The sequence below is a fragment of the Streptomyces sp. NPDC051740 genome, from assembly GCF_044453165.1.
Classification (GTDB): Bacteria; Actinomycetota; Actinomycetes; order Streptomycetales; family Streptomycetaceae; genus Streptomyces; species Streptomyces atrovirens.
The window spans coordinates 385767-408038 of the sequence record NZ_JBITCL010000005.1 but is presented as its reverse complement, the minus strand read 5'-3'; the positions used below and the strand labels follow the sequence as shown (position 1 = coordinate 408038).

18 protein-coding genes, 1 tRNA gene, 1 other RNA gene and 2 pseudogenes are annotated in these 22272 nt (G+C 73.3%); 7 read left to right on the top strand and 15 right to left on the bottom strand.

Annotated elements, in window-relative coordinates; all coding sequences use genetic code 11:
- Window positions 1–31 precede the first annotated feature (31 nt).
- Both ACIA6T_RS11810 and ffs read right to left on the bottom strand, forming a co-directional pair.
- A complete protein-coding gene (locus tag ACIA6T_RS11810) occupies window positions 32–2227 on the bottom strand; it encodes a DNA polymerase III subunit gamma and tau (RefSeq protein WP_399446368.1) in 2196 nt (731 codons plus the stop codon).
- A 47-nt stretch (window positions 2228–2274) separates the two neighbouring features.
- Window positions 2275–2373, bottom strand: an RNA gene (gene ffs / locus ACIA6T_RS11805) — signal recognition particle sRNA small type.
- Between the two features lie 73 nt (window positions 2374–2446).
- Here ffs and ACIA6T_RS11800 point away from each other — a divergent pair.
- Window positions 2447–2534, top strand: a tRNA-Ser gene (locus ACIA6T_RS11800).
- 664 nt (window positions 2535–3198) lie between these two features.
- On the opposite strand, the gene ACIA6T_RS11795 is transcribed toward ACIA6T_RS11800, so the two are convergent.
- From ACIA6T_RS11795 to ACIA6T_RS11765, 7 genes and pseudogenes are all read right to left on the bottom strand, one after another.
- Window positions 3199–3522 (bottom strand): hypothetical protein, encoded by a 324-nt coding sequence (locus ACIA6T_RS11795; protein WP_399446367.1) that lies wholly within the window; start codon window positions 3520–3522, stop codon window positions 3199–3201.
- A 102-nt stretch (window positions 3523–3624) separates the two neighbouring features.
- Complete coding sequence (locus ACIA6T_RS11790) at window positions 3625–4902, bottom strand: WD40 repeat domain-containing protein (RefSeq protein ID WP_399446366.1); 1278 nt, start codon at window positions 4900–4902, stop codon at window positions 3625–3627.
- Between the two features lie 102 nt (window positions 4903–5004).
- A pseudogene (locus ACIA6T_RS11785) lies at window positions 5005–5280 on the bottom strand (WD40 repeat domain-containing protein); the annotation flags it as partial.
- Window positions 5281–5384: 104 nt separating this feature from the next.
- A pseudogene (locus ACIA6T_RS11780) lies at window positions 5385–7481 on the bottom strand (hypothetical protein); the annotation flags it as partial.
- 3 nt (window positions 7482–7484) lie between these two features.
- Entirely contained in the window at window positions 7485–7925 is a 441-nt protein-coding gene (locus ACIA6T_RS11775) for a hypothetical protein (RefSeq protein ID WP_399446365.1), read from the bottom strand.
- Between the two features lie 422 nt (window positions 7926–8347).
- Entirely contained in the window at window positions 8348–9346 is a 999-nt protein-coding gene (gene gap, locus ACIA6T_RS11770) for a type I glyceraldehyde-3-phosphate dehydrogenase (RefSeq protein WP_399446364.1), read from the bottom strand.
- A gap of 113 nt (window positions 9347–9459) precedes the next feature.
- Entirely contained in the window at window positions 9460–10416 is a 957-nt protein-coding gene (locus ACIA6T_RS11765; RefSeq protein WP_399446363.1) for a GlxA family transcriptional regulator, read from the bottom strand.
- 391 nt (window positions 10417–10807) lie between these two features.
- Here ACIA6T_RS11765 and ACIA6T_RS11760 point away from each other — a divergent pair, with 391 nt between their 5' ends.
- Complete coding sequence (locus ACIA6T_RS11760) at window positions 10808–11470, top strand: maleylpyruvate isomerase family mycothiol-dependent enzyme (protein ID WP_399446362.1); 663 nt, start codon at window positions 10808–10810, stop codon at window positions 11468–11470.
- Here the strand turns inward: ACIA6T_RS11760 and ACIA6T_RS11755 are convergent.
- The 5 genes from ACIA6T_RS11755 to ACIA6T_RS11735 form a co-directional block, all read right to left on the bottom strand.
- A complete protein-coding gene (locus tag ACIA6T_RS11755; protein WP_399446361.1) occupies window positions 11460–13214 on the bottom strand; it encodes a copper resistance protein CopC in 1755 nt (584 codons plus the stop codon). The two genes, ACIA6T_RS11760 and ACIA6T_RS11755, sit on opposite strands and share 11 nt — an antisense overlap.
- Window positions 13215–13541: 327 nt before the next feature.
- Entirely contained in the window at window positions 13542–14312 is a 771-nt protein-coding gene (locus tag ACIA6T_RS11750) for an SDR family NAD(P)-dependent oxidoreductase (protein WP_399446360.1), read from the bottom strand.
- On the bottom strand, window positions 14309–14782 hold the full coding sequence (locus ACIA6T_RS11745; RefSeq protein ID WP_399446359.1) for a cupin domain-containing protein: 474 nt from the start codon (window positions 14780–14782) through the stop codon (window positions 14309–14311). Before ACIA6T_RS11745 ends, ACIA6T_RS11750 begins: the two co-directional genes overlap by 4 nt.
- The gene (locus ACIA6T_RS11740; RefSeq protein WP_399446358.1) at window positions 14779–15390 is read right to left on the bottom strand and encodes a GNAT family N-acetyltransferase; all 612 of its coding nucleotides are present in this window, start codon (window positions 15388–15390) and stop codon (window positions 14779–14781) included. The genes ACIA6T_RS11745 and ACIA6T_RS11740 overlap by 4 nt, the downstream gene beginning before the upstream one ends.
- Complete coding sequence (locus ACIA6T_RS11735) at window positions 15383–18055, bottom strand: penicillin acylase family protein (RefSeq protein ID WP_399446357.1); 2673 nt, start codon at window positions 18053–18055, stop codon at window positions 15383–15385. Before ACIA6T_RS11735 ends, ACIA6T_RS11740 begins: the two co-directional genes overlap by 8 nt.
- Window positions 18056–18098: 43 nt before the next feature.
- Here ACIA6T_RS11735 and ACIA6T_RS11730 point away from each other — a divergent pair, with 43 nt between their 5' ends.
- The 3 genes from ACIA6T_RS11730 (at window position 18099) to ACIA6T_RS11720 (ending at window position 20353) form a co-directional block, all read left to right on the top strand.
- A complete protein-coding gene (locus ACIA6T_RS11730) occupies window positions 18099–18854 on the top strand; it encodes a siderophore-interacting protein (protein ID WP_399446356.1) in 756 nt (251 codons plus the stop codon).
- 454 nt (window positions 18855–19308) lie between these two features.
- Complete coding sequence (locus ACIA6T_RS11725; protein WP_004943146.1) at window positions 19309–19605, top strand: type II toxin-antitoxin system VapB family antitoxin; 297 nt, start codon at window positions 19309–19311, stop codon at window positions 19603–19605.
- 136 nt (window positions 19606–19741) lie between these two features.
- Window positions 19742–20353: a LytR C-terminal domain-containing protein gene (locus tag ACIA6T_RS11720; protein WP_399446424.1), complete on the top strand. Its 612-nt coding sequence runs from the start codon at window positions 19742–19744 to the stop codon at window positions 20351–20353.
- Window positions 20354–20380: 27 nt separating this feature from the next.
- On the opposite strand, the gene upp is transcribed toward ACIA6T_RS11720, so the two are convergent.
- Window positions 20381–21016 (bottom strand): uracil phosphoribosyltransferase, encoded by a 636-nt coding sequence (upp, locus tag ACIA6T_RS11715; protein ID WP_030850262.1) that lies wholly within the window; start codon window positions 21014–21016, stop codon window positions 20381–20383.
- 137 nt (window positions 21017–21153) lie between these two features.
- Between upp and ACIA6T_RS11710 the strand changes: the two genes are divergently transcribed.
- Both ACIA6T_RS11710 and ACIA6T_RS11705 read left to right on the top strand, forming a co-directional pair.
- Entirely contained in the window at window positions 21154–21357 is a 204-nt protein-coding gene (locus ACIA6T_RS11710) for a hypothetical protein (protein ID WP_399446355.1), read from the top strand.
- 363 nt (window positions 21358–21720) lie between these two features.
- Window positions 21721–22266, top strand: a complete 546-nt coding sequence (locus ACIA6T_RS11705) for a hypothetical protein (RefSeq protein ID WP_399446423.1) — start codon at window positions 21721–21723, stop codon at window positions 22264–22266.
- Window positions 22267–22272 lie beyond the last annotated feature (6 nt).

The following is a 22272-nucleotide window of genomic DNA, read 5'->3' as shown; positions in this document are numbered from 1 at the left end:
GCGGACGCCGTTCGTACATTCCTCCGAACGCCTAGTCGTTCGTGACCTCCTCGACGACCGTCGCGCCCAGCTCGCGGACGAGCAGGTCCTTCCCGGAGAGGGCGGACTCGTCCAGGTCGGGGTCGTCGTCCTCGGGAACGTCGTCCTCGGGCGAGACGGGCGGCGGCTCGGGGGCGGACGGGCGGGGAGCCGGGGCCGGCGCGGGCGGCGGGGTGCTCGCCGGCTGCGCGGGCGCGGCGGCCGGGGCGCCCGCCTGGGGGGCGGAGGGCCGCTGACCGCCACCGCCGTAGCCTCCGTTACGGCCACCGGCGGGTGGCCCGGCCGGCGCCATGGCCGGGGCCGGGGCCGTCATGCCCCCGCCCCCGCCACCGCCGGACGGGTCGACGACCGCCTCGATCTTCCACTGCACGTTGAACTGCTCGGCCAGCGCCTGACGCAGTACGTCCTCGCTGCCGCTGCTGAGGAAGTTGTCCCGCGCGCCGGCGTTCACGAATCCGATCTGGAGGATCGTGCCGTCGAAGCCGGTCACCTGGGCGTTCTGACTGAGCAGGATCCAGGTGAAGCGGCGGCGGTTCTTGACCGTCTCCAGGATGTTCGGCCAGAGCATGCGGGGGTCGAGCCCACCGCCGCCACCGCCCGAGGGCACGGGCGCGGGGGCCGCCTGGGGGGCGGCAGGCGTGGGCGCGGGGGCACCGGACGGAGCCGGGGCCGGGGGCTGGGCCCCGCCCGCCGGGGCGGCCGTGGGCCAGCCGCCCGGCCGACGGCCGCCCCCACCGGCGGAGGCTGCGGTGGGCCAGGCACCGGGGGCGCTGGGCGCGGGCGGAGCCTCGGACGGCACCGGGGCGGCGGGCGCCGGGGGCTGCTGAACCTGCGGGACGGGGGGAGCGGGCGCGGGAGCGGGCGGCGCCGGAACGGGGGCCGGACCGGGCCCTCGTACCGCCGCCCGGGCGGCAGCGGGACCGCCCCCCGGCTCGACGAAGCCCTGCCCCGGCGCTCCTCCGTGGGCCTCCGGCCCGGGAACGTACGCCACGGCGGGCATACCGGCACCGGCACCGCCCGCGGAGAAGTTCACCCCGCGCTCGATCCGGTCCAGCCGGGCCATGACCGAGCGCTCGTCGCCGTAGGCGGCGGGCAGCAGCACGCGCGCGCAGATCAGCTCGAGCTGGAGGCGCGGCGAGTTGGCGCCGCGCATCTCGGTGAGCCCCTCGTTGACGAGGTCGGCGGCGCGGCTCAGCTCGGCGGCCCCGAAGGTGCCGGCCTGTGCCTGCATCCGCTCGATCACGTCGGCGGGGGCGTCGATCAGCCCCTTCTCCGCGGCGTCGGGCACGGCGGCGAGGATGACGAGGTCCCGCAGCCGCTCCAGCAGATCGGCGACGAACCGCCGCGGATCGTTGCCCCCCTCGATCACCCGGTCGACGACCTCGAAGGCGGCGGCCCCGTCACCGGTCGCGAAGGCCTCGACGACGGAGTCGAGCAGCGAGCCGTCCGTGTACCCCAGCAGGGAGGTGGCCATGGCGTACGTCACACCGTCCGCACCCGCGCCGGCGAGGAGCTGGTCCATGACGGACATCGAGTCACGCACGGACCCGGCGCCGGCCCGCACGACGAGCGGCAGCACGCCCTCCTCGACCGGGATGTCCTCCTTGCCGCACACCTCGCCGAGGTAGTCCCGCAGGGTGCCGGGCGGCACCAGCCGGAACGGGTAGTGGTGCGTACGCGACCGGATGGTCCCGATGACCTTCTCGGGCTCGGTGGTGGCGAAGATGAACTTCAGGTGCTCCGGTGGCTCCTCGACGACCTTGAGCAGCGCGTTGAAACCGGCCGACGTGACCATGTGGGCCTCGTCGATGATGTAGATCTTGTAGCGGCTGCCCGCGGGCCCGAAGAACGCCTTCTCGCGCAGGTCACGGGCGTCGTCCACACCACCGTGGGAAGCGGCGTCGATCTCGATGACGTCGATCGAACCCGGTCCGTTGCGCGCGAGGTCCCGGCAGGACTGGCACTCCCCGCACGGCGTCGGGGTCGGGCCCTGCTCGCAGTTCAGGCACCGCGCCAGGATCCGCGCGCTGGTCGTCTTGCCGCATCCGCGCGGACCGCTGAACAGGTACGCGTGATTGACCCGGTTGTTCCGCAGCGCCTGCTGCAGCGGGTCGGTGACATGCTCCTGCCCGATGACCTCGGCGAAGGACTCCGGGCGGTAGCGGCGGTAGAGCGCGAGAGACGACACGCATACGAGGTTATAGGCGCCCACCGACAACCGGCCCCGGCGCCGGAAACACAAGCGCCCCCCACGCACCCGCCAGAGCCGACCTACCCTTGCTGCCTTCCGGCCCTGGGGGAGTTCAGTCAGATAGCGCCGCGTGAGGGGCTACGCCAGAGGCTACCCCATGTCGCGGGCGGAGAACGAGTTCGCGAGCACTCCTCTCGGTCATGTAATGTTCCCACCGGAGGATTCGCCTAGAGGCCTAGGGCGCACGCTTGGAAAGCGTGTTGGGGGCAACCCCTCACGAGTTCGAATCTCGTATCCTCCGCCAGTGCCTCACCGGGCACTAACGTCGAAGGGCCCCACCGCTTGCGGTGGGGCCCTTCGACGTGCGTGGTTGCAGTTCCCGTCCACCGCCCGTTGAGGACGGCCCGGCAGACGGTGCAGTACACGGCCGCGTTCCGCCCGTAGCGCCGCGTCATCCGGCCACAGCCGGCGCACAGCCCCAGCTCCCACGGCGGGCATCCCGGCGCGGCGGAGGCCGCTGCTCGTTCCACAATGGTGATCCGCATCGGGTCGCGGGAGCGCTGGACCGGCATGCGGGGAAGCGTGAAGCCGCCGGTCGGTTGGTCGAGGTCGCGGACGGGCCGGCCGTCGCTGACGAGCCGGCCCTCCTCTCCGGCTCGGCACGTGCGGCCGGTCTCCTGCTCGGCGAAGGTGATCACGTCGTCCTCGCCCTCGGCGGGGACCGTCGGGAGAGGGGTCTTCTCACCGACGAGCTCCCGCCACGGCGCGCGGTCGTCGGCCGACACCCACATATGCCGGCCGGCGCGGCCGTTCCCTCGGTTGGGCACGTGGACCGGGACGCCCTCGCCCGTCGCGCCCTGCAGGACGAGGCCCTCGATGTGGACGGGCTTCCGCTGCGGGAGGCACGGCGCGGGCACGAACCAGTCCGCGTGAATCGCGCCACAGTGACCCGCCCCCTCGCTGATGAGTCAGTGGAGCTCGCTGCCCGGTACGCACTTCCGGACTTCGAGGTACCGGTACCCACCGCGGATCACCATCTCCTTGCCGTCGGCGATGTCCCTCCACGGCATGTCGTCGACCCTCGCCCACGGAGCCCGGCCGATCAAGGAGGCCGTCCGGTCCTTCGCCACCCGGAGAGGGGTGATGCCGTGCTCCACGGCGTTGACCGAGCGCCTGTGCACGCTGCTGGGGCTGAGGTGGTGGTACCGGATCTCCCAGCCGGTCCTGAGACCCCCGGGACCGCAGAGGGGTGCCGACCAGCCGTGGTCGGCACCCTCCCCTGTTGATGTCATGGGCCGACAGCCGAACGACGGCTTGCCAGTCGTCGGCCCCGCCGTGCTCCCCGGGTTCCGTGCGCGATCCACAACCCGTGCACACGCCTCGCTGAACGCACGTCAGGCGCACGGCGGGGCGTACGCCACTCCCTCCCCGACGAAGCGGCGCCATTGCCCGGGGCTGAGGCGCTCGGTGTCGGCACAGATTCTCTCGATGCTTGTGTCCACGTCGAGCTGCCACAGCCGGGCCGACTGGTCGAGGCTGCCCGTGGCCAGCGTCTTCCCGTCCTGGCTGAAGACAACGGCGTACACGGAGTCGGTGTGGGCGTTCAGCGGCAGGCCGCGACGGCTCGGCCGGGCGGGCGTGCGGACGTCCCACAGCTGCACCGACGACTGACCGTAGCTGCCCGTGGCGAGGGTGCTGCCGTCCGGACTGAAGGCGAGGGCGAACACGGAATCGGTGTGTCCGGTCAGCGGCTCGCCAAGGCTGGTGGGGTGGCTGGGCGGGGAGATGTCCCACAGGCGCACCGAGAAGTCGTTGCTGCCGGTGGCGAGAGTCTTTCCGTCCGGGCTGAACGCCAGGGAGGAGACACCGTTGATGTGACCCTTCAGCGGCCGCCCGACGCGCTCGGGTCCAGTCCGGTCGCGTACGTCCCACAGCTGAGCCGTGGTGTCGTAGCTGCCGCTGACCAGCATGTCGCCGTCCGGGCTGAACGCCACGGCGAGCACCATGCCCTCGTGGTGCCGCACCGGACGGCCGACCGGCCCGGCGCGGCTTGGGTCCGTGACGTCCCACAGGCGGATTGTGGCGTCCTGGCCGCCAGTGGCCAGGGTCTTGCCATCCGGGCTGAACGCCATGGTCCAGATGCCGCCCTCGTGTCCGGTCAGAGGATCACCCAGGTACTTGGGTTCGGACGGTTCGGAGATGTTCCACAGCTGGATCACGCCGTCGTACCCGGCACTTGCGAAGAACTTCCCGTCCGGGCTGAACGCCAGGGACCTGACGCCGGCGGTATGAGCCTGGAACCCCCGACCGAGCAGTTTCGGAAGGCCGTGCTCCGACGTGTCCCACAGCCGCACCGCCCCGTCCAGACCACCGGTGGCGAAGAGCCGCCCGTCCGGGCTGAACGCCACCCCGATCACACCGTTGAAGTGGCCGGTCAGCAGCGTGCGCGGCACGTCCCACAGCCGGGCCGTCTGGTCGTAGCTGCCGGAGGCGAGGGTGTGTCCGTCGGGGCTGAACGCCACCGACGACACGGTGTTGCTGTGCCCCGTCCATGCCTGCCCGAGCGCCTTGGGACGTGTCGGGTCGGAGACGCTCCACATCTGCACGGTCGCGTCCGCGCTGGCGGTGGCCAGGACCCGCCCGTCCGGGCTGAACGCCACCGACGAGATCACGGCGCTGCGACCCTTGAGGAGCTGGTTCGCGTACGTCGGCTTGTCAGGGTCCGCGACGTTCCACAGCCGTACGGTGGAGTCGCCGCTGCCGGTGGCGAGGGTCCGGCCATCGGGGCTGAACGCCAGGGACGCGACAGTGTTGGTGTGGCCCTCGAGCGGGGTTCCGCGCCGCTTTGGCTCCTTCGGATCGGACACGTCCCACAGACGGGTCTTGAAGTCGTCCGCCCCGGTGGCGAGTGTCTTGCCGTCCGGGGAGAAGGCCACCGCCCAGAGCCTGCCCGGACCGTCCTTGAGCGGTTTGCCCACGAGCTTGGCATCGGCCGGGTCCGACACGTCCCACAGCCGAACCGTGGCATCGCCGGAGCTACTGGCGAGCAGGTGGCCGTCCGGGCTGAACGCCCCCCGCTGATGACGGCGTCATGGCCGGTCAGGGGCTGGCCGAGAGACTCGGGATCCGACGGGTCGGACACGTCCCACAGCCGGACCCACCGGTCGCGGTCATCACCGGCAGCGGCCAGAGTGCGCCCGTCCGGGCTGAACGCCACCGCCATCACGGCCTTGGTGTGGCCGGTCAGAGGCCGTCCCAGAGCGCGGGGGCTGCGTGGGTCGGAGTTGTCCCACAGTCGGATCGTGGCATCGCCGCTGCCGGTGGCCAGGGTGCGCCCGTCCGGGCTGAACGCCACCGACGAGACCCGTTCGGTGTGGCCCCGTAGCTGCTTGGACAGCGGGGTGCTCCCGGAGTTCAGCAGTCGGGTGTACGTCTCGTCGCCAGGCCGCATCCGGTGCGCCACGAGGTCGAGCTGGGAGGCCAGCGACTGGTCCGTGCCGCGCAGCCGGTCGGCTTCGGCGACGACCCGGTTGTAGACGGCGATGTCCCGCTGGTGCAATGCCTCCCCCTGCTGCTTGAGCGCCATGCCTGCGGCACCCGAGGCGAGCAGGGTCAGGACAACGAGGGCTGCGATGACCGCGCTCCGCAGCCGAGCGATACGGCGCCGCGCCCGCTCCCCAGCGGCAAGGAACGCCCTTGCCCTCGAACTCAAGCTGTCTGATGGTGCGTTGAGCGCCCGGGTACGCGCAATCTCAAGAGGGCTGCCACGAAACAGGAGCGCCGGGTCACGACCGCTCTCCTCCCACGCGGCCGCCGCCTCTTCCAGGTTCTGGAGGGTGAGGCGTCCGGCTCGGTCGGCGTCGATCCAGCCGCGGAGCCGGGGCCACGTACGCAGCAGAGCCTCGTGGGTGATCTCGACGGTCTCCTGCGCGCGGGTGAGCAGCCGGGCCCGAGTGAACGCGTCCACTACCGACTCGGCACGTTCGCCGCCGATATCCGCCAACTCGGCGCGATTCAGGTGCCGTCGGACGTCCTCCGTCCTGTCGCCGACCCGCACCATCCGCAGGAAGAGCGACTGCGCCACGCGCCGCTCGTCGTCGTCGAGTCCGCTGTAGACGCGGTCGGCGGTCGAGGCGATGGCGCCTTGGATGCCTCCGGTGTCGCGGTACCCGCGCACGGTGAGCGTGGCGCCGTGCCGCTGCTGCCAGCAGACACGCAGGGCGTGTGCGAGCAGCGGCAGGCGTCCTGCCTCGTAGCGCACTTCCCTTGCGGGCCCCATCGCCCTGGTGGCTCCCAGGTCGTGCAGGAGCAGCTCGACCAATCCGTCCTCCACGTCGAGCCCCACGTCCATGGCGGGCAGCAGGACGGCCGCGCGCAACTCCTCGTCCGTCATGGGACCGACGACCAGCGGGGCATCCTGCAGTGCGGCGCGCAGGGGCGGGTGATCGATGCACGCAGCGTAGAAGTCCGACCGGATGCCCAGGACCACGAGGGCCTGCGAGGTGCCCTCCGTACCGGTGCGTTCCTGGCCACCCGCAAGGCGGGTGAGCAGTGTGACGAAGGAGCGCCGTTCCTGCTCGTCGGTACACAGCGTGAAGAGCTCCTCGAACTGGTCGACCACGATGACCGCCCGCGCGGGCTGCCCCGGTAGGTCGTTTCGCAGAGCCGCGGCCAGGACCGAGAGGCACCGCAGCGGGTCGGCGACGAGATCTGCGGCCGTCACCTCCGAGCCGACGCCGCGGAGCGCCACGATCCGGTCGGTCAGAGCACGGAGCGGGTGGGCGCCGGGAGTGAGCAAAAGTTTCGGCCACCGGTCGGATCCGGGCAGCGCGGCCCGGTCCAGGTGCGGCAGCAGCCCGGCCCGCAGCAGCGAGGACTTGCCCGCGCCCGACGGGGCCACAACCGCCTGGAGTCGACCCGAGTCCAGGCGCTGGTCGAGGCGATCGGTCAACTCGGCGACGAGTGCCTCTCGTCCGAAGAACCACCGCTCGTGCTCCTGCCCGAAGGCGGCCAGCCCCGGGTAGGGGCAGTCCGGCACCGAACTTCCCACCTCGGTGCGGCGGCGTTTGCGCACTCCATCGGCGTAGTGGAAGTGCTGGTCACGGCCGGCGACGTTGATGCCCGCGTGATCGCGGGCGTATGCCCGGATATGGATGCCGTCGCCCGCATTGCGCGGCGCGCCGTCCGCCGGGTGGTCCGCGGAGTCCGGGCGTTCGGTGCCGTGATCCGCCTGCGGCTCTTCCGGGCTCATCGATCACCCTCCGCGGATGTGCTGATCGCGTCCAGCGACGGAGACCCGACTGCTGTCCGCGGCCCGCACGGACACCCTCACCGACGGCTCGTCCGGGCCGCTGCCGGACGGCTCGGGGCCCGGGTTGTCGGCGAGGATCCCGCGCAGTTCCGCGGCGAGTTCGGGCTCGGCCGCGAGTAGCCTGCGCAGCCGCCCCTGCCACTCGCCGACCAGCTCCGCTTCGGCCTGTTCGGCCTCGGCGGGATCGTTGGCGTCCTGCCGTGCGGCGAGCAGCACCGCACGGGATTGCCCGAGTTCGGACTCCACCGTGTTCGCCCGGTCCGGGTACACGCGACGCCACAGCGCACCCGTCGAGGTCTGGGCCCGCTCCCGACCGGCCGTCGTCAGCGGCCGCACCACTGTCGCAGCCGCTACGGAAGCAAGGCCCGCACGTTCCGGATCCATACGGTTCCCTCGTTCCCCCATGTCACTGCCGGCTCACTGCATCGTGTGTACTGCCTGAATCACCTCGGGCGCCAGAGGGAACCCGGTCGAATGACCGGAACTGCACGGGGTGCTGTCACGTTGCGGGTGGGGTCTGAGGCCCACTCCGCCGGTCTCGGTCCTGGTCTCGTTCGCGCACGTCCGGGCTCGTCCGGACCGCGTCGGCCCGAACGCTCCGCCGCAGTTCAGGACACCCCCGGCCCCGTCCGGACCCCGTACGAACAGTTGGAAAGCGTGTGGGGGGCAACCCCTCACGAGTTCGAATCTCGTATCCTCCGCCTGTGCCCCACCGGGCACGTTGTCGAAGGGCCCCCTGGGAACAGGGGGCCCTTCGACGTGTGTGGTCGCGGTTCCGCGGGGCGGGGCCGCCCCGCCCCGCCCCGTCAGCGGGTGGCGAGGAGTCCGAGCGTGTCGATCACGCGGTTCGAGAAGCCCCACTCGTTGTCGTACCAGGCGACCACCTTGACGTGACGGCCGTCGACGCGGGTGAGGGCCGAGTCGAAGATCGACGAGGCCGGGTTGCCCGTGATGTCGGACGACACGAGCGGGTCCTCCGAGTACTCGAGGACGCCGGCGAGCGGGCCTTCCGCCGCCGCGCGGTACGCCGCCAGCACCTCGTCGCGCGTCACGTCGCGGGCGACGGTCGTGTTGAGTTCGACGATCGAGCCCACCGGAACCGGCACCCGGATCGAGTCGCCCGACAGCTTGCCGTCGAGGTTCGGCAGCACCAGACCGATCGCCTTGGCGGCGCCCGTCGTGGTCGGCACGATGTTGACGGCGGCGGCGCGGGCGCGGCGGGCGTCGCGGTGCGGGCCGTCCTGCAGGTTCTGCTCCTGCGTGTAGGCGTGCACCGTCGTCATGAAGCCGTGCTCGATGCCGGCGAGCTCGTCGAGCACCGCGGCCAGCGGCGCGAGCGCGTTGGTCGTGCACGAGGCGTTCGAGACGATCGTGTGCACGTCCGGGTCGTACGCGTCGGTGTTGACGCCGAACGCGAGCGTGACGTCGGCGCCGTCCGACGGCGCGCCGACGAGCACCTTCTTCGCGCCGGCGTCGAGGTGGGCACGGGCGGCCTTGGCCGACGTGAAGCGGCCGGTCGCCTCCAGCACGATGTCCACGCCGAGCCCGGCCCAGGGCAGCCGCGCCGGTTCGCGCTCGGCGAGCACCTTGATGCGGCGGCCGTCGACGACGAGGGTGTCCCCGTCGGCGGTCACCGGGCGGCCGAGCCGGCCGGCCGTCGTGTCGTAGGCGAGCAGCCGGGCGAGGGTGGCGGGCTCCGTGAGGTCGTTCACGGCGACGACGTCGAGGTCGCTGTCGCGTTCGAGCAGTGCGCGCAGCACATTGCGTCCGATGCGGCCGAATCCGTTGATCGCGATGCGCGTCATGAGTGGTGTCCCTTCGGTCCCTGCGGGTTCGCCACCAGCGTCGCGTGCGGCGTCCGCCCGTGACAGCGGCGCGATCGCCATGGTTCAAAAGGATCGCGCCACGCGCCGGCGGGCTACTCACCCCGGGCGAAGGTGCGCCGGTACTCGCTCGGCGTGGTGCCGAGGATGTGCTGGAAGCGCAGCCGCAGATTCGCGCCGGTGCCGAGCCCGACGTCGGCGGCGATCTGCTCCACGCTCCGCTGCGAACGCTCGAGCAGTTCACGGGCCACGTCGACGCGGGCGCGCATGACCCACTGCATCGGCGTGTACCCCGTGTCCTCGACGAAGCGCCGCGACAACGTACGCGGCGAGACCCCCGCGTGCCGCGCGAGCACCTCCAGGGTGAGGGGCTCGCCGAGCCGGTGCAGCGCCCACTCGCGGGTGGCGGCGAACCGCTCGCCGAGCGGCTCGGGCACGCTGCGCGGCACGTACTGCGCCTGACCGCCGCTGCGGTAGGGGGCCGCGACCAGGCGCCGGGCCGCGTGGTTCGACGCGGCCACTCCGAGGTCGCCGCGCAGGATGTGCAGGCACAGGTCGATGCCCGAGGCGGCGCCCGCCGACGTCAGCACGCTGCCCTCGTCGACGAACAGGACGTTCTCGTCGACCCGGACGAGCGGATGCTTCGCCGCGAGCGCCCGCGTGTAGTGCCAGTGCGTCGTGGCGCGTCTGCCGTCGAGCAGGCCCGTGGCGGCGAGCGCGAAGGCGCCCGTCGAGATGGCGGCGAGCCGCGTGCCCCGGTCGTGGGCCGCGACCAGCGCGTCGACGACGGCCCCCGGCGGGTCGTCGCGGTCCGGGAACCGGTAGCCGGGGATGAAGACGATGTCGGCCCACGCGAGGGCGTCGAGACCGTGGGCGACGGAGTACGACAGCCCGTCGCCACCGGTTACCGGGCCGGGCACCGCCCCGCACACCCGCACCTCGTACGGCATGCTCGCGCGGGTCGTGAACACCTGCGCGGGAATGCCGACGTCGAGCGGCTTCGCCCCCACGAGCACGAGAACGGCGACACGATGCAGGCGGGAGGACGGCACGGGGACAGGGTACGAGGGAGCGCGGGCCCGGACCTCTCGTCCGGGTCCCCTCACCCGCCGCGTGCGGGACGAGCCGCCACCCGTGCCCACGCCGTCCACAGCCCGACGCTCCCGAACCCCGCCCCCGCGGCCGCCTCGTGCCGGAGTGCGCCGGGTGCGGCGTGCCCGGCCGCCCGGCCGCCTTCGTCGGCGGCCTGTGCCGGGGCTGCCGTACCGTCGCGCCGGGCCACAGCACGCGAGGCACCCCCACAAGGCAGCCGTACCGCCCCGCGCCGCCGTACTCGCCGCCCGCGACCACCGGAGACCGGTCACGTACCGTCGGACCTCGGCCTCGCCGACAAAGACCGCTCATGGACGATGACTTTGCTCCGGGGCAGGAGTCCTCCTTCGTATGACTGATCCGGCACTGACAACAGACCGTCCTCGCGGAACCGGGCTCTGGCCCCTGATCCACGCCGAACGGGCGGCGCTGGCGGCCGATCTCGCGGGCCTGACGGACGAGCAGTGGGAAACGCCCTCGCTCTGCACCGGTCTGACGGTGCGTGAGGTGCTGGCACACCTGACCGCGGGCGCGAGCCTCAACACCGTGCGCTGGCTGGCGGGCGTGATCCGCTGCCGGTTCGACTTCGACAAGCAGGTGGCCGTGCGGCTGGCCGAGCAGCTCGGCGCGACCCCCGGCGAGACCCTCGAACGCTTCCGGCGCGTCGTCCCGAGCACGACCAAGCCTCCCCTGCCCGCCATCGCCATGCTGGGCGAGACGATCGTGCACGGGGAGGACATCCGGCGCCCGCTGGGCATCCGCCGCGACCACCCGATCGACGTCGTCACGGAGACGGCCGAGTACTACCGGGGCACGGACCTCGTGGTCGTCGCCAAGGGGCGCATCGGCGGCCTGGGACTCGTGGCGGACGACGGTCCGTTCACGACCGGTTCCGGGCCCCTCGTGTCCGGCAGCACCTTGGCCCTGATCATGGCCATGACCGGGCGCGCGGCGTACTGCGACGATCTCGAGGGCGACGGTGTGGAACTCCTCCGCGGTCGCTTCAGCGGGTGATCTCCACCGAACGCGTCTCGCTCACCTGGTCCACCTCGGAGACCCGGATCGTCAGTCTCATCGTCCAGGTGCCTTCGAGGGGGAGGTCGAGGTCGTTGGTGGCCCAGTAGCCGCCGCGGTCGGTCAGTTTCGCGTCGATGGGGCCGATGTCCTTCGCCGCGAGGGTGAAGGAGGCGCGGAGTTCCGGTACGAAGGTCAGGGCACCTCGGGGGCCGAAGACCACCGCCTGGAGGCCGTTCTCGCCCACCCGGCCCGGGTCCATCGTGAGCTGCACCGTGCCCCGGCCGCCGGGGGTGCCCGCGTCGTAGGGGACCGTGAACGCCTCCGCGCCGGGGAGGCCGGCCACCTGCGGCTCGGGCGCCTTGGCCGCCTCCGCCTCCGCGCGGGCGGGGAGGGTGCCGGTCAGCACCGTGGTGACCAGCAGGACGACCACCGCCACGACGACTTCGGCCAGTACGGAGCGGCGCAGGGCGCGGCGGTGGCGGTCCTCCGGTCCGCCCGTTCCGTCCGCCGGTGAGGTCACCGGCCTCGGCTCCGGAGGAGCTCCGGACGCGCCCACCAGCTCCGGTACGCGTTCCTCGACCACCGCCGGTGTCGCCAGGAGGGCCGTCCAGCGGCGGGACAGGGCCGCCGCCGACAGCAGGAAGAGCGTCGCGGCGAGTTTGACGGTCAGGGTCCGGCCGTACGACGTCTCCGTGAGGGCGGACCAGGAGCCGAGGCCGCGCCAGGACTGGTAGACGCCGGTGACGACGAGGACGGTCACCGAGGCGAGGGCCAGGCGGGAGAAGCGCGTGACCGTGGCGGTCGGCGGCGGGGTCTTCGCGCGGTGGAGGGTGAGGAGGAGGGCCGTCAGGCCGCCGAGCCAGCACGCCATCGCCAGCAGGTGGAGCACGGACGACGTCATGGCCAGGGGGACCTGGATACCGGCGGAGGCGTGTTCGGCCGCCGCCCAGGTCAGGGCCAGGGCGAGGGAGAGTGCCGTGCCGGCCGCGAGGCGGGTCCGGGGGGCGCGGTGCCTCAGGAGCGGTACGAGAAGCGCTGCCGCCGGCAGCAGGGCCAAGCGGGTCGACAGGGCGATTCCCGGGCGGTCGGTGAGGGTGTCGGTGAACGCCGAGAGGTCGAGGGCGGTCGCCGGTGAGGTGCCGTTCTCGTACGGGGCGCGCAGGACGAGCAGGACGGTCGTGGCCGTCAGCAGGGTCCACCAGCCGGTGAGCAGCGGCAGCCGCAGCGGGGCGGGGTCCGGTGGCCGGCACAGTGCCGCGAACGCCGCCGTGCCGATGAGCAGCGCGGCGGCGATGTACGCGAGGTGGCGGCCGGTGTCGTAGAGGCTCTTGGTGACCGGGTGCTCGGCGTGGTCCGCCGGTGCCGCCGGTGCGGTGGGCGAGGGTTCGCCGATGGAGAAGGTGAAGGCGCCGGAGACCGGGTGGCTGTCGGCGGAGACCACCCGCCAGGCCACCGTGTACGTACCGTCGGCGAGGCCCCCGGGCAGGTCCGCGCGGGCGGTGTCGGAGGCGCCGTCCGCGTGCTGCGGCTCGCCCAGGTGGACCCGGCGGTTGTCGGGGCCGTAGACGCGGAAGGAGTCGTCGAGCAGGCCGACGGACTCCGTGAAGGTCAGGGTGAGCCGGTGGGGCGCGGACTTGACGACGCTTCCGTCCTCGGGGTCGCTGCCGCGGAGGGCGGCGTGGGCGCTCGCCGGGGCCGCGCCGCCGAGGACGAGCAGGACCAGCAGGGCACCCAGCAGCACCAGCCCTTGAAGTCGCCGTGTTCCGCGGCCGTTCGAGGTTCCGCAGCCATCCGGGATTCCGCGGCCGTTCGAGGTTCCGCGGCCGTTCGAGGTTCCGCGGCCGTTCGAGGTTCCGCAGCCATCCGGGATTCCGCAGCCATCCGGGATTCCGCAGCCATCCGGGATTCCGCAGCCATCCGGGATTCCGCAGCCATCCGGGATTCCGCGGCCGTCCGGGATTCCGTCTCGTCCGCCATCGCCCGCCGCCCCGCTCCGCCGTCGCTCCACGTCGTACCCGCCTCCCGGCCGTCCGCTCCGGGTTACGTACGGATGGCGGGCCCGGTGTGCTCACCAGGTCGGCCGGGCCGTGGCTCCCCCGTCCACCACCAGGTCGTGGCCGGTCACCCAGGACGCGAGCCGGGAGGCGAGGAACACGCAGGCGTCGCCGATGTCCTCCGGGCGGCCGAGCCTGCCCACGGCGGACGCCCGCCGCCAGCGTCGTACGCCCTCGGGCCAGGCGTCGGCCAGGCCCTCCCGGTCGATCAGGCCGGGCGAGACCGTGTTGACGCGCACGCCCCACGGGCCGTACTCCTGGGCCGCCGCGCGGGCGTGCGCCACCACCGCCGCCTTGGAGGCGGTGTAGTGGGCGTGGCCGGGCGCCGGGACGCGGGCCTCGACGGAGGCGATGTGGGTGATGGTGCCGCCGGCGTCACCGCGCATCAGCTCCGCCGCCGCCTGGGTGCAGGCGAAGACGGTGGTGAGGTTGGTGTCCACGACCGCCCGCCATTCGGCCGCCGTCATTCCGGCGAGTTCCCGGACCGGCTGGACGCCGGCGTTGTTGACGAGCGCGGTCAGCCGGCCGCCGAACCGGTCGGCCGCCTCGGCCACCACGCGGTGGCAGGCGTCCTCGTCGGTGAGGTCCGCCCGGAGGACGACGGCCTCGCCGCCCGACTCCCGGATGCGGTCGGCGGTCTCCCGCGCGGAGTCCACCGCCGTGCGGCAGTGCAGCGCGACGGCCGCGCCCTCCTCGGCGAACCGCCGCGCGACGCCCCGGCCGATGCCGCCGCCCGCGCCGGTGATCAGGGCGGTCTGGCCGTGCAGCAGACCCCGTTCGCTCATGGACGGCAGAGTTCCATGATGAGCGCCGTCTGATCCGGGTAGCGCGCCGTCAGTTCCGCCGCGTCACCGTGCTCGTAGCCCTCGTAGGTGAAGCCGGGCGCCATCGTGCAGCCGAACAGCGTCCAGGCGCCCGCCACGCGTGCGCCCATCCAGGTGCCGGCCGGGACGGTGAGCTGGACGTGCTGGCCGTCGAGGACGTCCGGACCGAGCACCGGTGTGCGGGCGGTGCCGTCGGGGGCGAGGAGGAGCAGGTGGAGCGGGTCGCCGAGGTAGTGGTGCCAGATCTCGTCGGCGGGCAGGCGGTGCAGGGCGGAGAAGTCGCCGGGGGCGTCGGTGAGCAGGACGACGACGGCGGTGCCCTCGGGGCGGCCGTCGGGGCGTGCGGGACCGGCCCAGGTCTGCCGGAACCGGCCGCCCTCGCGGGGGATCGGCTCCAGTCCGTAGTGGGCGACGAGGTCGTCGGGGGTCACCCGCCGAAGGCTACCTCCCGGGCCAGGAAGGCGAGTTGTGCCTTCTTCTCGGGCAGGTACACGTCCGGGAGGTCGATCTCCGGGAGTACGACCACGGGACCGGCGGTGAAACCCTGCCGGAGGAAGCGGGTGACGGCCTTCTCGTTGGCCACGTCCGGGTCGACCACTATGCGCTTGCGGTCGAGTCCGAGCAGGACGTACGCGGCCAGGGCGCCCATCAGGGCGGCGGTCCAGCCGTGGCGCGGACTCCCGGTTCCGGCGGCGGGGGCGAGCAGCAGGTGGATGCCGATGTCGCCGGGTTCGACGGGGTAGCAGTCGCCCACGCGGTCGGCCTCCGGTTCGTACGTCTGGAGCAGCGCGGCGGGTTCGCCGTCCTTGAGGACGAGGTACGCGTGGTGGGTGTCGAGGGTGTCCATGTGGGCGTAGATCTCGGCGACCTGCTGTGCGGTCAGGCCGTTCATGCCCCAGAAGACGGCGCGTTCCCCGCTCACCCAGCGGTGCAGGAGGGGCGCGTCGGCATCCGGGTCCAGCGGCAGGACGCGTACGGTGCCGAAGCCGTCGACCGCCTGCTCGTGGACGGTGGCGCGGGAGGCGTACGGGTCAGACATCGGTCTCCTTCTTCAGCCGTGCCCAGTCGGTGAGGACCGGGGCCAGGTCTCCGGCGAGCCACAGGGGCTGCTGGTCGCGGTGGTGGGGTGAGCCGGGTACGCCGGACGCGCCCAGCGGCACCACCCAGCGGCTGTTCTCCCGGTCGGCCAGGTCCCAGACGTAGCGGGCGGCCGGTCCGCGTGCGGCGAGGTCGGTGAGGCCGGGCACGGGGGAGGTGCACAGCACGCAGTCGTGGTCGCCGGAGAGGCCGGGTTCGTCGTACGGCGCGGCCGGCGGCAGCGCCCGCCAGGGGGCCAGACGGTGGGTGTCGCCCCAGGTGCCGGCGGGCGGCCGGGCGGCCACCTCCTCCAGCGCCGCGCGGACCACCGCCGGGCGGTCGATGCCGAACAGTTCCTCGGTGGAGAGGAGGTGTTCGAGGGCGTGACCGACGCGCGGGACGAGGGCGAGCCAGGGGAGGAAGACCTCGGGGTACGGGGGTGGTGTGGCCGCCGCGGCGAAGGCGGGCTGCGCGGCGAGCCGCCGTACGACGGCGCCCCGCACGGCCGCGAAGAGCGCCGCGTCGGCACTGTCCGCGTCCATGCGCCGGTCCCATTGGAGGAGACGGTCGCGCAGGGCGGCGGCGGGGGTGGAGAGGGGGCCACTGGCGGCCGGGGCGCCGAGCGCGGCAACGGGGGCACCCACGCCGGCGGGCGAACCACTCGACACCGGGTCGCCGAGCGCGGCAACGGGGGCACCCACGCCGGCGGGCGAACCACTCGACACCGGGTCGCCGAGCGCGGCGGCGGCGCCCACGCCCGAGCCGTCACTCCCGGCAACAGGGGCGCCCGAGCCGTCGGCCGCGGCGGCGGGGTCGTTCGGCGTGGGGCCGTCGAGGGCGGCGAGGAGGTTCAGGAGGGGGGTGGCGGAGGCGAGGTGGGTGTCCATGTGGATGGCGGACATGTCGGCGGCGGACCAGCGGGTCCGCCGCGCGAGCAGTGCGGTGATGCGGTCGGCGCGGTGCGGCGGGGCGAACTCGACGCCCAGCGGGGTCGCCGGGCCGCGCTGGTTCGCCATGACCGCGACACCGTCGGTCAGTCCGGCGCGCGGCGGCTCGTGCCAGCCCCGCCACTCGTGGCCGGGTTCCCACGCGGGCACCAGGCGGGTCCCGTTCGCCTCGGAGCGGACCGGGACCCGGCCGGCCACCCGGTGCAGGGTGCCGCCCTCGGTGTCGGCGGCCAGGACCACGTTGACCGGCTCGGCCCACAGGTCGACGGCCCGGTCCACGTCGGCGGCCCGGCGGGCCCGCAGCAGCGGCAGCAGGGCGCCGAAGCCGAGGTCACCGGTGACACGGGGCGGGTAACGCAGGGCGACGGCGAGCGGGGGTTCGCCGGGCTCGGGCACGCCGTCGTCGAGGCCTTCGGGGCCGCCGATGACGACGGGGCCGCGGTCGGTCTCGATGACCTCGACCTCGACCGGCTTCTCGCCCGCCACCTCGACGGTCTCGGTGTGGCGGGCGGCACGGCGCCACGTCCCGTCCGGTCCGAGCGCCTCCACGCCGGCGCCGGTGCGCCGCAGCCGCTCGCGGTAGAGGTCCTGGTAGTCGGCCATGGCGTTGGTGATGGCCCAGGCGACCGTGCCGGTGTGGCCGAAGTGGGCGATGCCGGGGACGCCGGGCACGGCGAGGCCGACGACGTCGAACTCCGGGCAGGACAGGCGGATCTGCTGGTAGACGCCGGGGTCCTCGATGAAGCGGTGCGGGTCCCCGGCGATGACCGCGTGCCCGGTGGTCGTACGGTCCCCGGTGACCATCCAGCCGTTGCTGCCGGCGGTGCCGGGACCGTCGGAGGCGAACAGGCCCACGGCGTCCGCACCGAGGTGGGCGGTGATGTGCGCCCGCCAGAGCTTGGCGGGGAAACCGGCGAACAGGATGTGGGTGGAGAGCCAGACCGCGAGCGGGGTCCAGGGCTCCCAGCGACCGGGACGAAGGCCCGCGCGGGCGAACTCGGGGACGACCCCGGACACCGGGCCCCCGCTGCCGGCCCGCCCGGCCGGGTCCCCGGCGGGGTGGTCCGCCGAGCCGGTCCCGCTCACGGCGGAGCCGCCGCCCGGCGCCTCGGCCCGGCCCCCGGAACCGGCCGCCGGCCTCCGCGTCCCCACGTCCCCGGCGGACGCGGGGACGGCCCCGGACGCCAGGCCCACGCCGCCGCCCTGCCCGGCGGAATCCCCGGCAAGGCGGTCCGCCGGAACGGTCCCGCTCACGGCGGAGCCGCCGCCCGGCGCCTCGGCCCGGCCCCCGGAACCGGCCGCCGGCAGACCGGGACCCTCGCCTCCGGCCGGCGCGGACGCCGGGGCGGAGTCCGCCTCACCGATGGATGCCAGGCCGTCGTTCACGCCGGACACGTACGCCCGTACCCACTCCGCCGTTTCCGGGTCCGTCCGCCGCAGTTCGGTCCAGCAGTGGCGGGCCGTGTCGGCCAGGCGGGCGCGGCGGGCGAAACGGTCCCAGGGGAGCGCCTCGGGGCCGAGGAACGAGGCCGAGGTGCCCTGCGCGCGGTGCCGTTCGACCTCGAGTTGCCAGGCCCGGTCGAGGGCGGTGACCCGGCCCTGGGCGTACGCGAGTTCGTTCGCGTTCCCCGCGCGCAGATGGGGGACGCCCCAGGGGTCCCGGAAGATCTCGCCACCCACTGTGCCCTCATTTCCCATTAGGTTAGGCTCTCCTAAGTGAACCGTGACGAAATCGTACGCGAAGGGTGAAGGCGGGAGGGGGCAGGGGCGGGGTTGGGAGGGCGCGGTCCTCAAACTGTTCCGCGCGAAGGACTTCACGTTCACCGCGACCGGCGCGGAGGACGTCACCGCCGACTACCGGCGGGTGCGCTTCACCGACGGCGGGATGCTGGCGGCGACCGGTGTCCACCCGACGATGTGGGTGCGGCTGTGGTTCGACAACGCGGGCAAACCGCACCAGCGGGCGTACACCCTGGTGGACCCCGACCCGGCGGCCGGCACCTTCGGCCTGGAGTTCGCCCTGCACGAGGGGTGCGCCGGCGACTGGGCCAGGACGGCGAAGCCCGGCGACACCATCGAGGCGACCGTGCAGAGCACGAGGTTCGAGGAGCCGGACCCCGGCCCCTCCCACATCGTCGCGATCGGCGACCCGGCCTCGCCGCCGGCCATCAACTCGCTGCTCGGCACGCTGAGTGCGGCCCCGGCGACCGTCTGGTTCGAGGGCGTCCTCGACGGGCTGCCCTTCCGGGCCGAACCCGGCCGGATCGAGGTGCGCGAGGTGCCCCGTTCGGGGGCCGGGGCGGCGCTGCTCGAACGGGTCCGGGCCGACCCGCCCGAGCTGCTGCGGTCCACCCCCGACCCGTACGCGTGGATCGCCTGCGACACCGCGACCACCCGCGCGCTGTCGGCGTTCGTGCGCAAGGAACTGGGCGTGCCGAAGCAGCGGGTGCACGCACTGGGGTACCGGCGCGCGGGCTGAGCCGGGACGCGGCCGGCCCACCGCGGACGATCCGGCCCACCGCGGACGATCCGGCCGCACACGGGATCGCGGCGTACGCCGCTGAGGCGTTCGCCGCGCGCCGGCACCTCGTCGAGCACTACGACGGTGACTCCGGGGCCGTCCGGCGGGGCGCCGCCGACGGCGGGGAGCCGCGGGGAAGACCGGAGGAGCCCCCGGCTCCGACAAGCGGCCCACAGCCCGGCGGGAGGCCGCGGCAACGGCCGCGAAGGATCCCGGGAAGCGGACCGAGGCCTCCCTCGGGGAGGGCGGAAGAACGGCCGGGGAGTCTCGGAGGTGGTGGCCGATGGCCCGGTCCCGTGATCGGTCGTATCAGATCACCATCCCGTTTCGCCCCGTATTCGGGTGCCTTTTCCGGCGTCGTACTGCGTCGCCATGGCTGCGCCCGGAACGCGTTGGCCGGTAGGCTTTCCGTGTGATCTTCAAGCGCATCGGAAACGGCCGGCCGTACCCCGACCACGGCCGGGAGAGCACCCGGCAGTGGGCGGACGTCGCGCCGCGCCCGGTCCGCCTCGATCAGCTCGTGACGACCAAGCAGCAGCTCGACCTCGAGACCCTCCTCGCCGAGGACTCGACCTTCTACGGCGACCTCTTCGCGCACGTCGTGAAGTGGCAGGGCGATCTGTACCTGGAGGACGGGCTGCACCGCGCGGTGCGGGCCGCGCTCCAGCAACGCCAGGTGCTGCACGCCCGCGTGCTCGAACTGGACTGACGCCCGACCGCCGTCCCCCCGCGCGGCACGGTTTGACCCTTTCGGGTTGGACTGCGCACAGTCGGATGATCATCTGGTATGCATTACCGTCCGAGCGCACTACGCTGCGCCCATGAGCATGCTCACTCCACCCGGCATGGGCGGCCAGTACCGGATCACGGGTGACAAGTACCCGCGGATGCGCCGGCCCCCGCGGCGCGGCAGGCTCGTCGTCCTGACCGTCGCCTCCGCAGCCGTGCTCGGCGTGGGCGGCTGGGGCACGCTCCAGCTCATCGACGTGTTCACCGGCGGCGGCGCCCCCGCTTCCGCGAACGGCACCAAGGCGGCCTGCGCCGACACGGTGAGCCGTACGACCGCCCCGAAGGCGCTGCCCCGGCCCGGGACCATCACGGTCAACGTCCTCAACGCCACGACCCGCGGCGGACTCGCCCAGAAGACCGCCGACGAGCTGAGGAAGCGCGGCTTCAGGATCGGCGAGGTCGGCAACGCGGCCAAGGAGTACGACAAGAAGGTCAAGGGCACCGGCGTACTCCTCGGGCCCGCCGCCGCCCTCGACACCTCGCTGCCGGTGCTCGGCACCCAGCTCGCCGACGCCGAACGCCGTACCGACCCCGCCCGCAAGGGCACCGAGGTCGACCTGATCATCGGCGACGGCTTCAGGACCCTGACGGCGAAGGCGGACGCCGACCGGGCCCTGACCGTACTGGCCGAACCCAAGGCGACGCCCGCCTCGAAGAAGAACTGCTGAGCCGCGGGGCCCACTGAGCCGCGGGGTCTACTCCGCCGCCCCGTACATCCGGTCCCCCGCGTCGCCGAGGCCCGGCACGATGTAGCCGTGCTCGTTGAGCCGCTCGTCGACCGACGCCGTCACCACCGTCACCGGGGTGCCGGCCAGCTCGCGCTCCATGATCTCGACGCCCTCGGGCGCGGCCAGCAGCACCACGGCGGTCACGTCGTCCGCGCCGCGCCGGATCAGCTCCTGGATCGCCGCGACCAGCGTGCCGCCGGTGGCGAGCATCGGGTCCAGGACGTAGACCTGGCGCCCGGAGAGGTCCTCCGGCATCCGGGTGGCGTACGTCGACGCCTGCAGCGTCTCCTCGTTGCGGATCATGCCGAGGAAGCCCACCTCTGCGGTCGGCAGCAGCCGGACCATGCCGTCCAGCATGCCGAGACCGGCCCGCAGGATCGGCACCACCAGCGGACGCGGGTGGGAGAGCTTGACACCCGTGGTCCGCTCGACCGGCGTCTGGATGTCGACCTGTTCGGTGCGCACGTCGCGCGTGGCCTCGTAGGCGAGCAGGGTGACCAGCTCGTCGGCGAGACGGCGGAAGGTCGCGGAGTCGGTGCGCTGGTCGCGCAGCGTGGTGAGCTTGTGAGCGACCAGGGGGTGGTCGACGACGTGGAGACGCATGGCGTCAACATTAACCGGGCCCGGTGGGCCCGGCGTCCCCGCACACGACAAGCCCCCCGTGCGCCCGCCACTCGTTCGCTGGCGTCAAACCGCCCGGCCGGGGGAAGGTGGGAGGGACGGACTGGGGTGGTGAACCGATGCCTGAGCAGGACGACCGAGACTTTCCGTCACCACGCGGGACACACGACCCGGAGGAGACGGAGGCCGAGCGGCGGCGGCGCCGCGCCCGGTTCCTGCGCGAACTCGCCGAGGCCCGGGCACTGCGCGACCGGGTCCAGCCGCGCCGTGCCAAGGCCGCCCGGCTGCGCCACGCGATGCGCATGCGCACCTTCCGCTGGTAGGCGGCACCGGAAGAATCGCACCCGGCCGCGGGAGACTCCCGCCCGGCCGCGGGAAAATCCCACCCGGCCGCGGGAAGATCGCGCCACTCGCACACGTTTGCCGAAGTGCCCGTGCGGGGAAGGCGCGTGAGTCCGCGTACGATCCGCACGTGGCGGCAAGGAGTGCGCTGGTGAGTCCTTCGTGGGCGCACTCGGCGTACTGCGATCAAAATGCCGGACACAGGGAGCCGAAGACGTCCCCTGATGGCCTTGTTTCTGCCACGATTCCGAGTGGGTGGGGCTCGGAGAACCGTCCCCCCGCCCGCGACACCTCCGCCGGGGGGACCCCCAACCGGCACGCCTATGACCAGTGGGAGAGTCACGGTGTACTTCGCCGCACTGCTCGCGCGCACCGAAGACGGGTGGGAAGCGAGCGACACGGAGATCGACGATGTGGAGACCCTGTCGGATCTGGCCGACCTGGCCCGGGAAGCCTCTCCCGACGAGGACACGGTGCTCGTGCTGATCGAGCAGGAGGACGGCTGGTTCGGTGTCGTCCGCGTGGACGGCGAGGAGGATCCCCGGGTCTACGTCTCCGACGCCGCCGCCGCCGCCCGCAGCAGCTACGGGGAGATCCTGCTCACCGACGAACTGCTCGGCCGGGAACCCGGTGACGACGGCACCGACCTGGACGCCCTCGACCTCGACGGCACGGAGGACGGTGAACCGGACGACGAGGACGACGGAGCGGACGACGGCGCCGCGTCCGCCGGCGGCGCCGACGCCGTGCCGCACGGGCCGGTCGGTGACGCGCAGGTCCTGGAGGACCTGGGCGTGAGCGAGAAGGAGCTGCGTTCGATGACCGAGGACGCCGTCACCGAGATCGCCGACGCCCTGGGCGCCTCGGAGGTCCTGGAGACCGTCCGCTGACCGTGT

Coding starts and splice junctions, on each gene's coding strand:
- ACIA6T_RS11795 (WP_399446367.1), bottom strand. CDS start 3,522: ATGACATCAACAGGGGAGGGTGCCGACCACGGCTGGTCGGCACCCCTC.
- ACIA6T_RS11750 (WP_399446360.1), bottom strand. CDS start 14,312: ATGAGCGAACGGGGTCTGCTGCACGGCCAGACCGCCCTGATCACCGGC.
- gap (WP_399446364.1), bottom strand. CDS start 9,346: ATGACGCGCATCGCGATCAACGGATTCGGCCGCATCGGACGCAATGTG.
- ACIA6T_RS11775 (WP_399446365.1), bottom strand. CDS start 7,925: ATGGATCCGGAACGTGCGGGCCTTGCTTCCGTAGCGGCTGCGACAGTG.
- ACIA6T_RS11710 (WP_399446355.1), top strand. CDS start 21,154: ATGCCTGAGCAGGACGACCGAGACTTTCCGTCACCACGCGGGACACAC.
- ACIA6T_RS11740 (WP_399446358.1), bottom strand. CDS start 15,390: ATGTCTGACCCGTACGCCTCCCGCGCCACCGTCCACGAGCAGGCGGTC.
- ACIA6T_RS11720 (WP_399446424.1), top strand. CDS start 19,742: ATGGGCGGCCAGTACCGGATCACGGGTGACAAGTACCCGCGGATGCGC.
- ACIA6T_RS11760 (WP_399446362.1), top strand. CDS start 10,808: ATGACTGATCCGGCACTGACAACAGACCGTCCTCGCGGAACCGGGCTC.
- upp (WP_030850262.1), bottom strand. CDS start 21,016: ATGCGTCTCCACGTCGTCGACCACCCCCTGGTCGCTCACAAGCTCACC.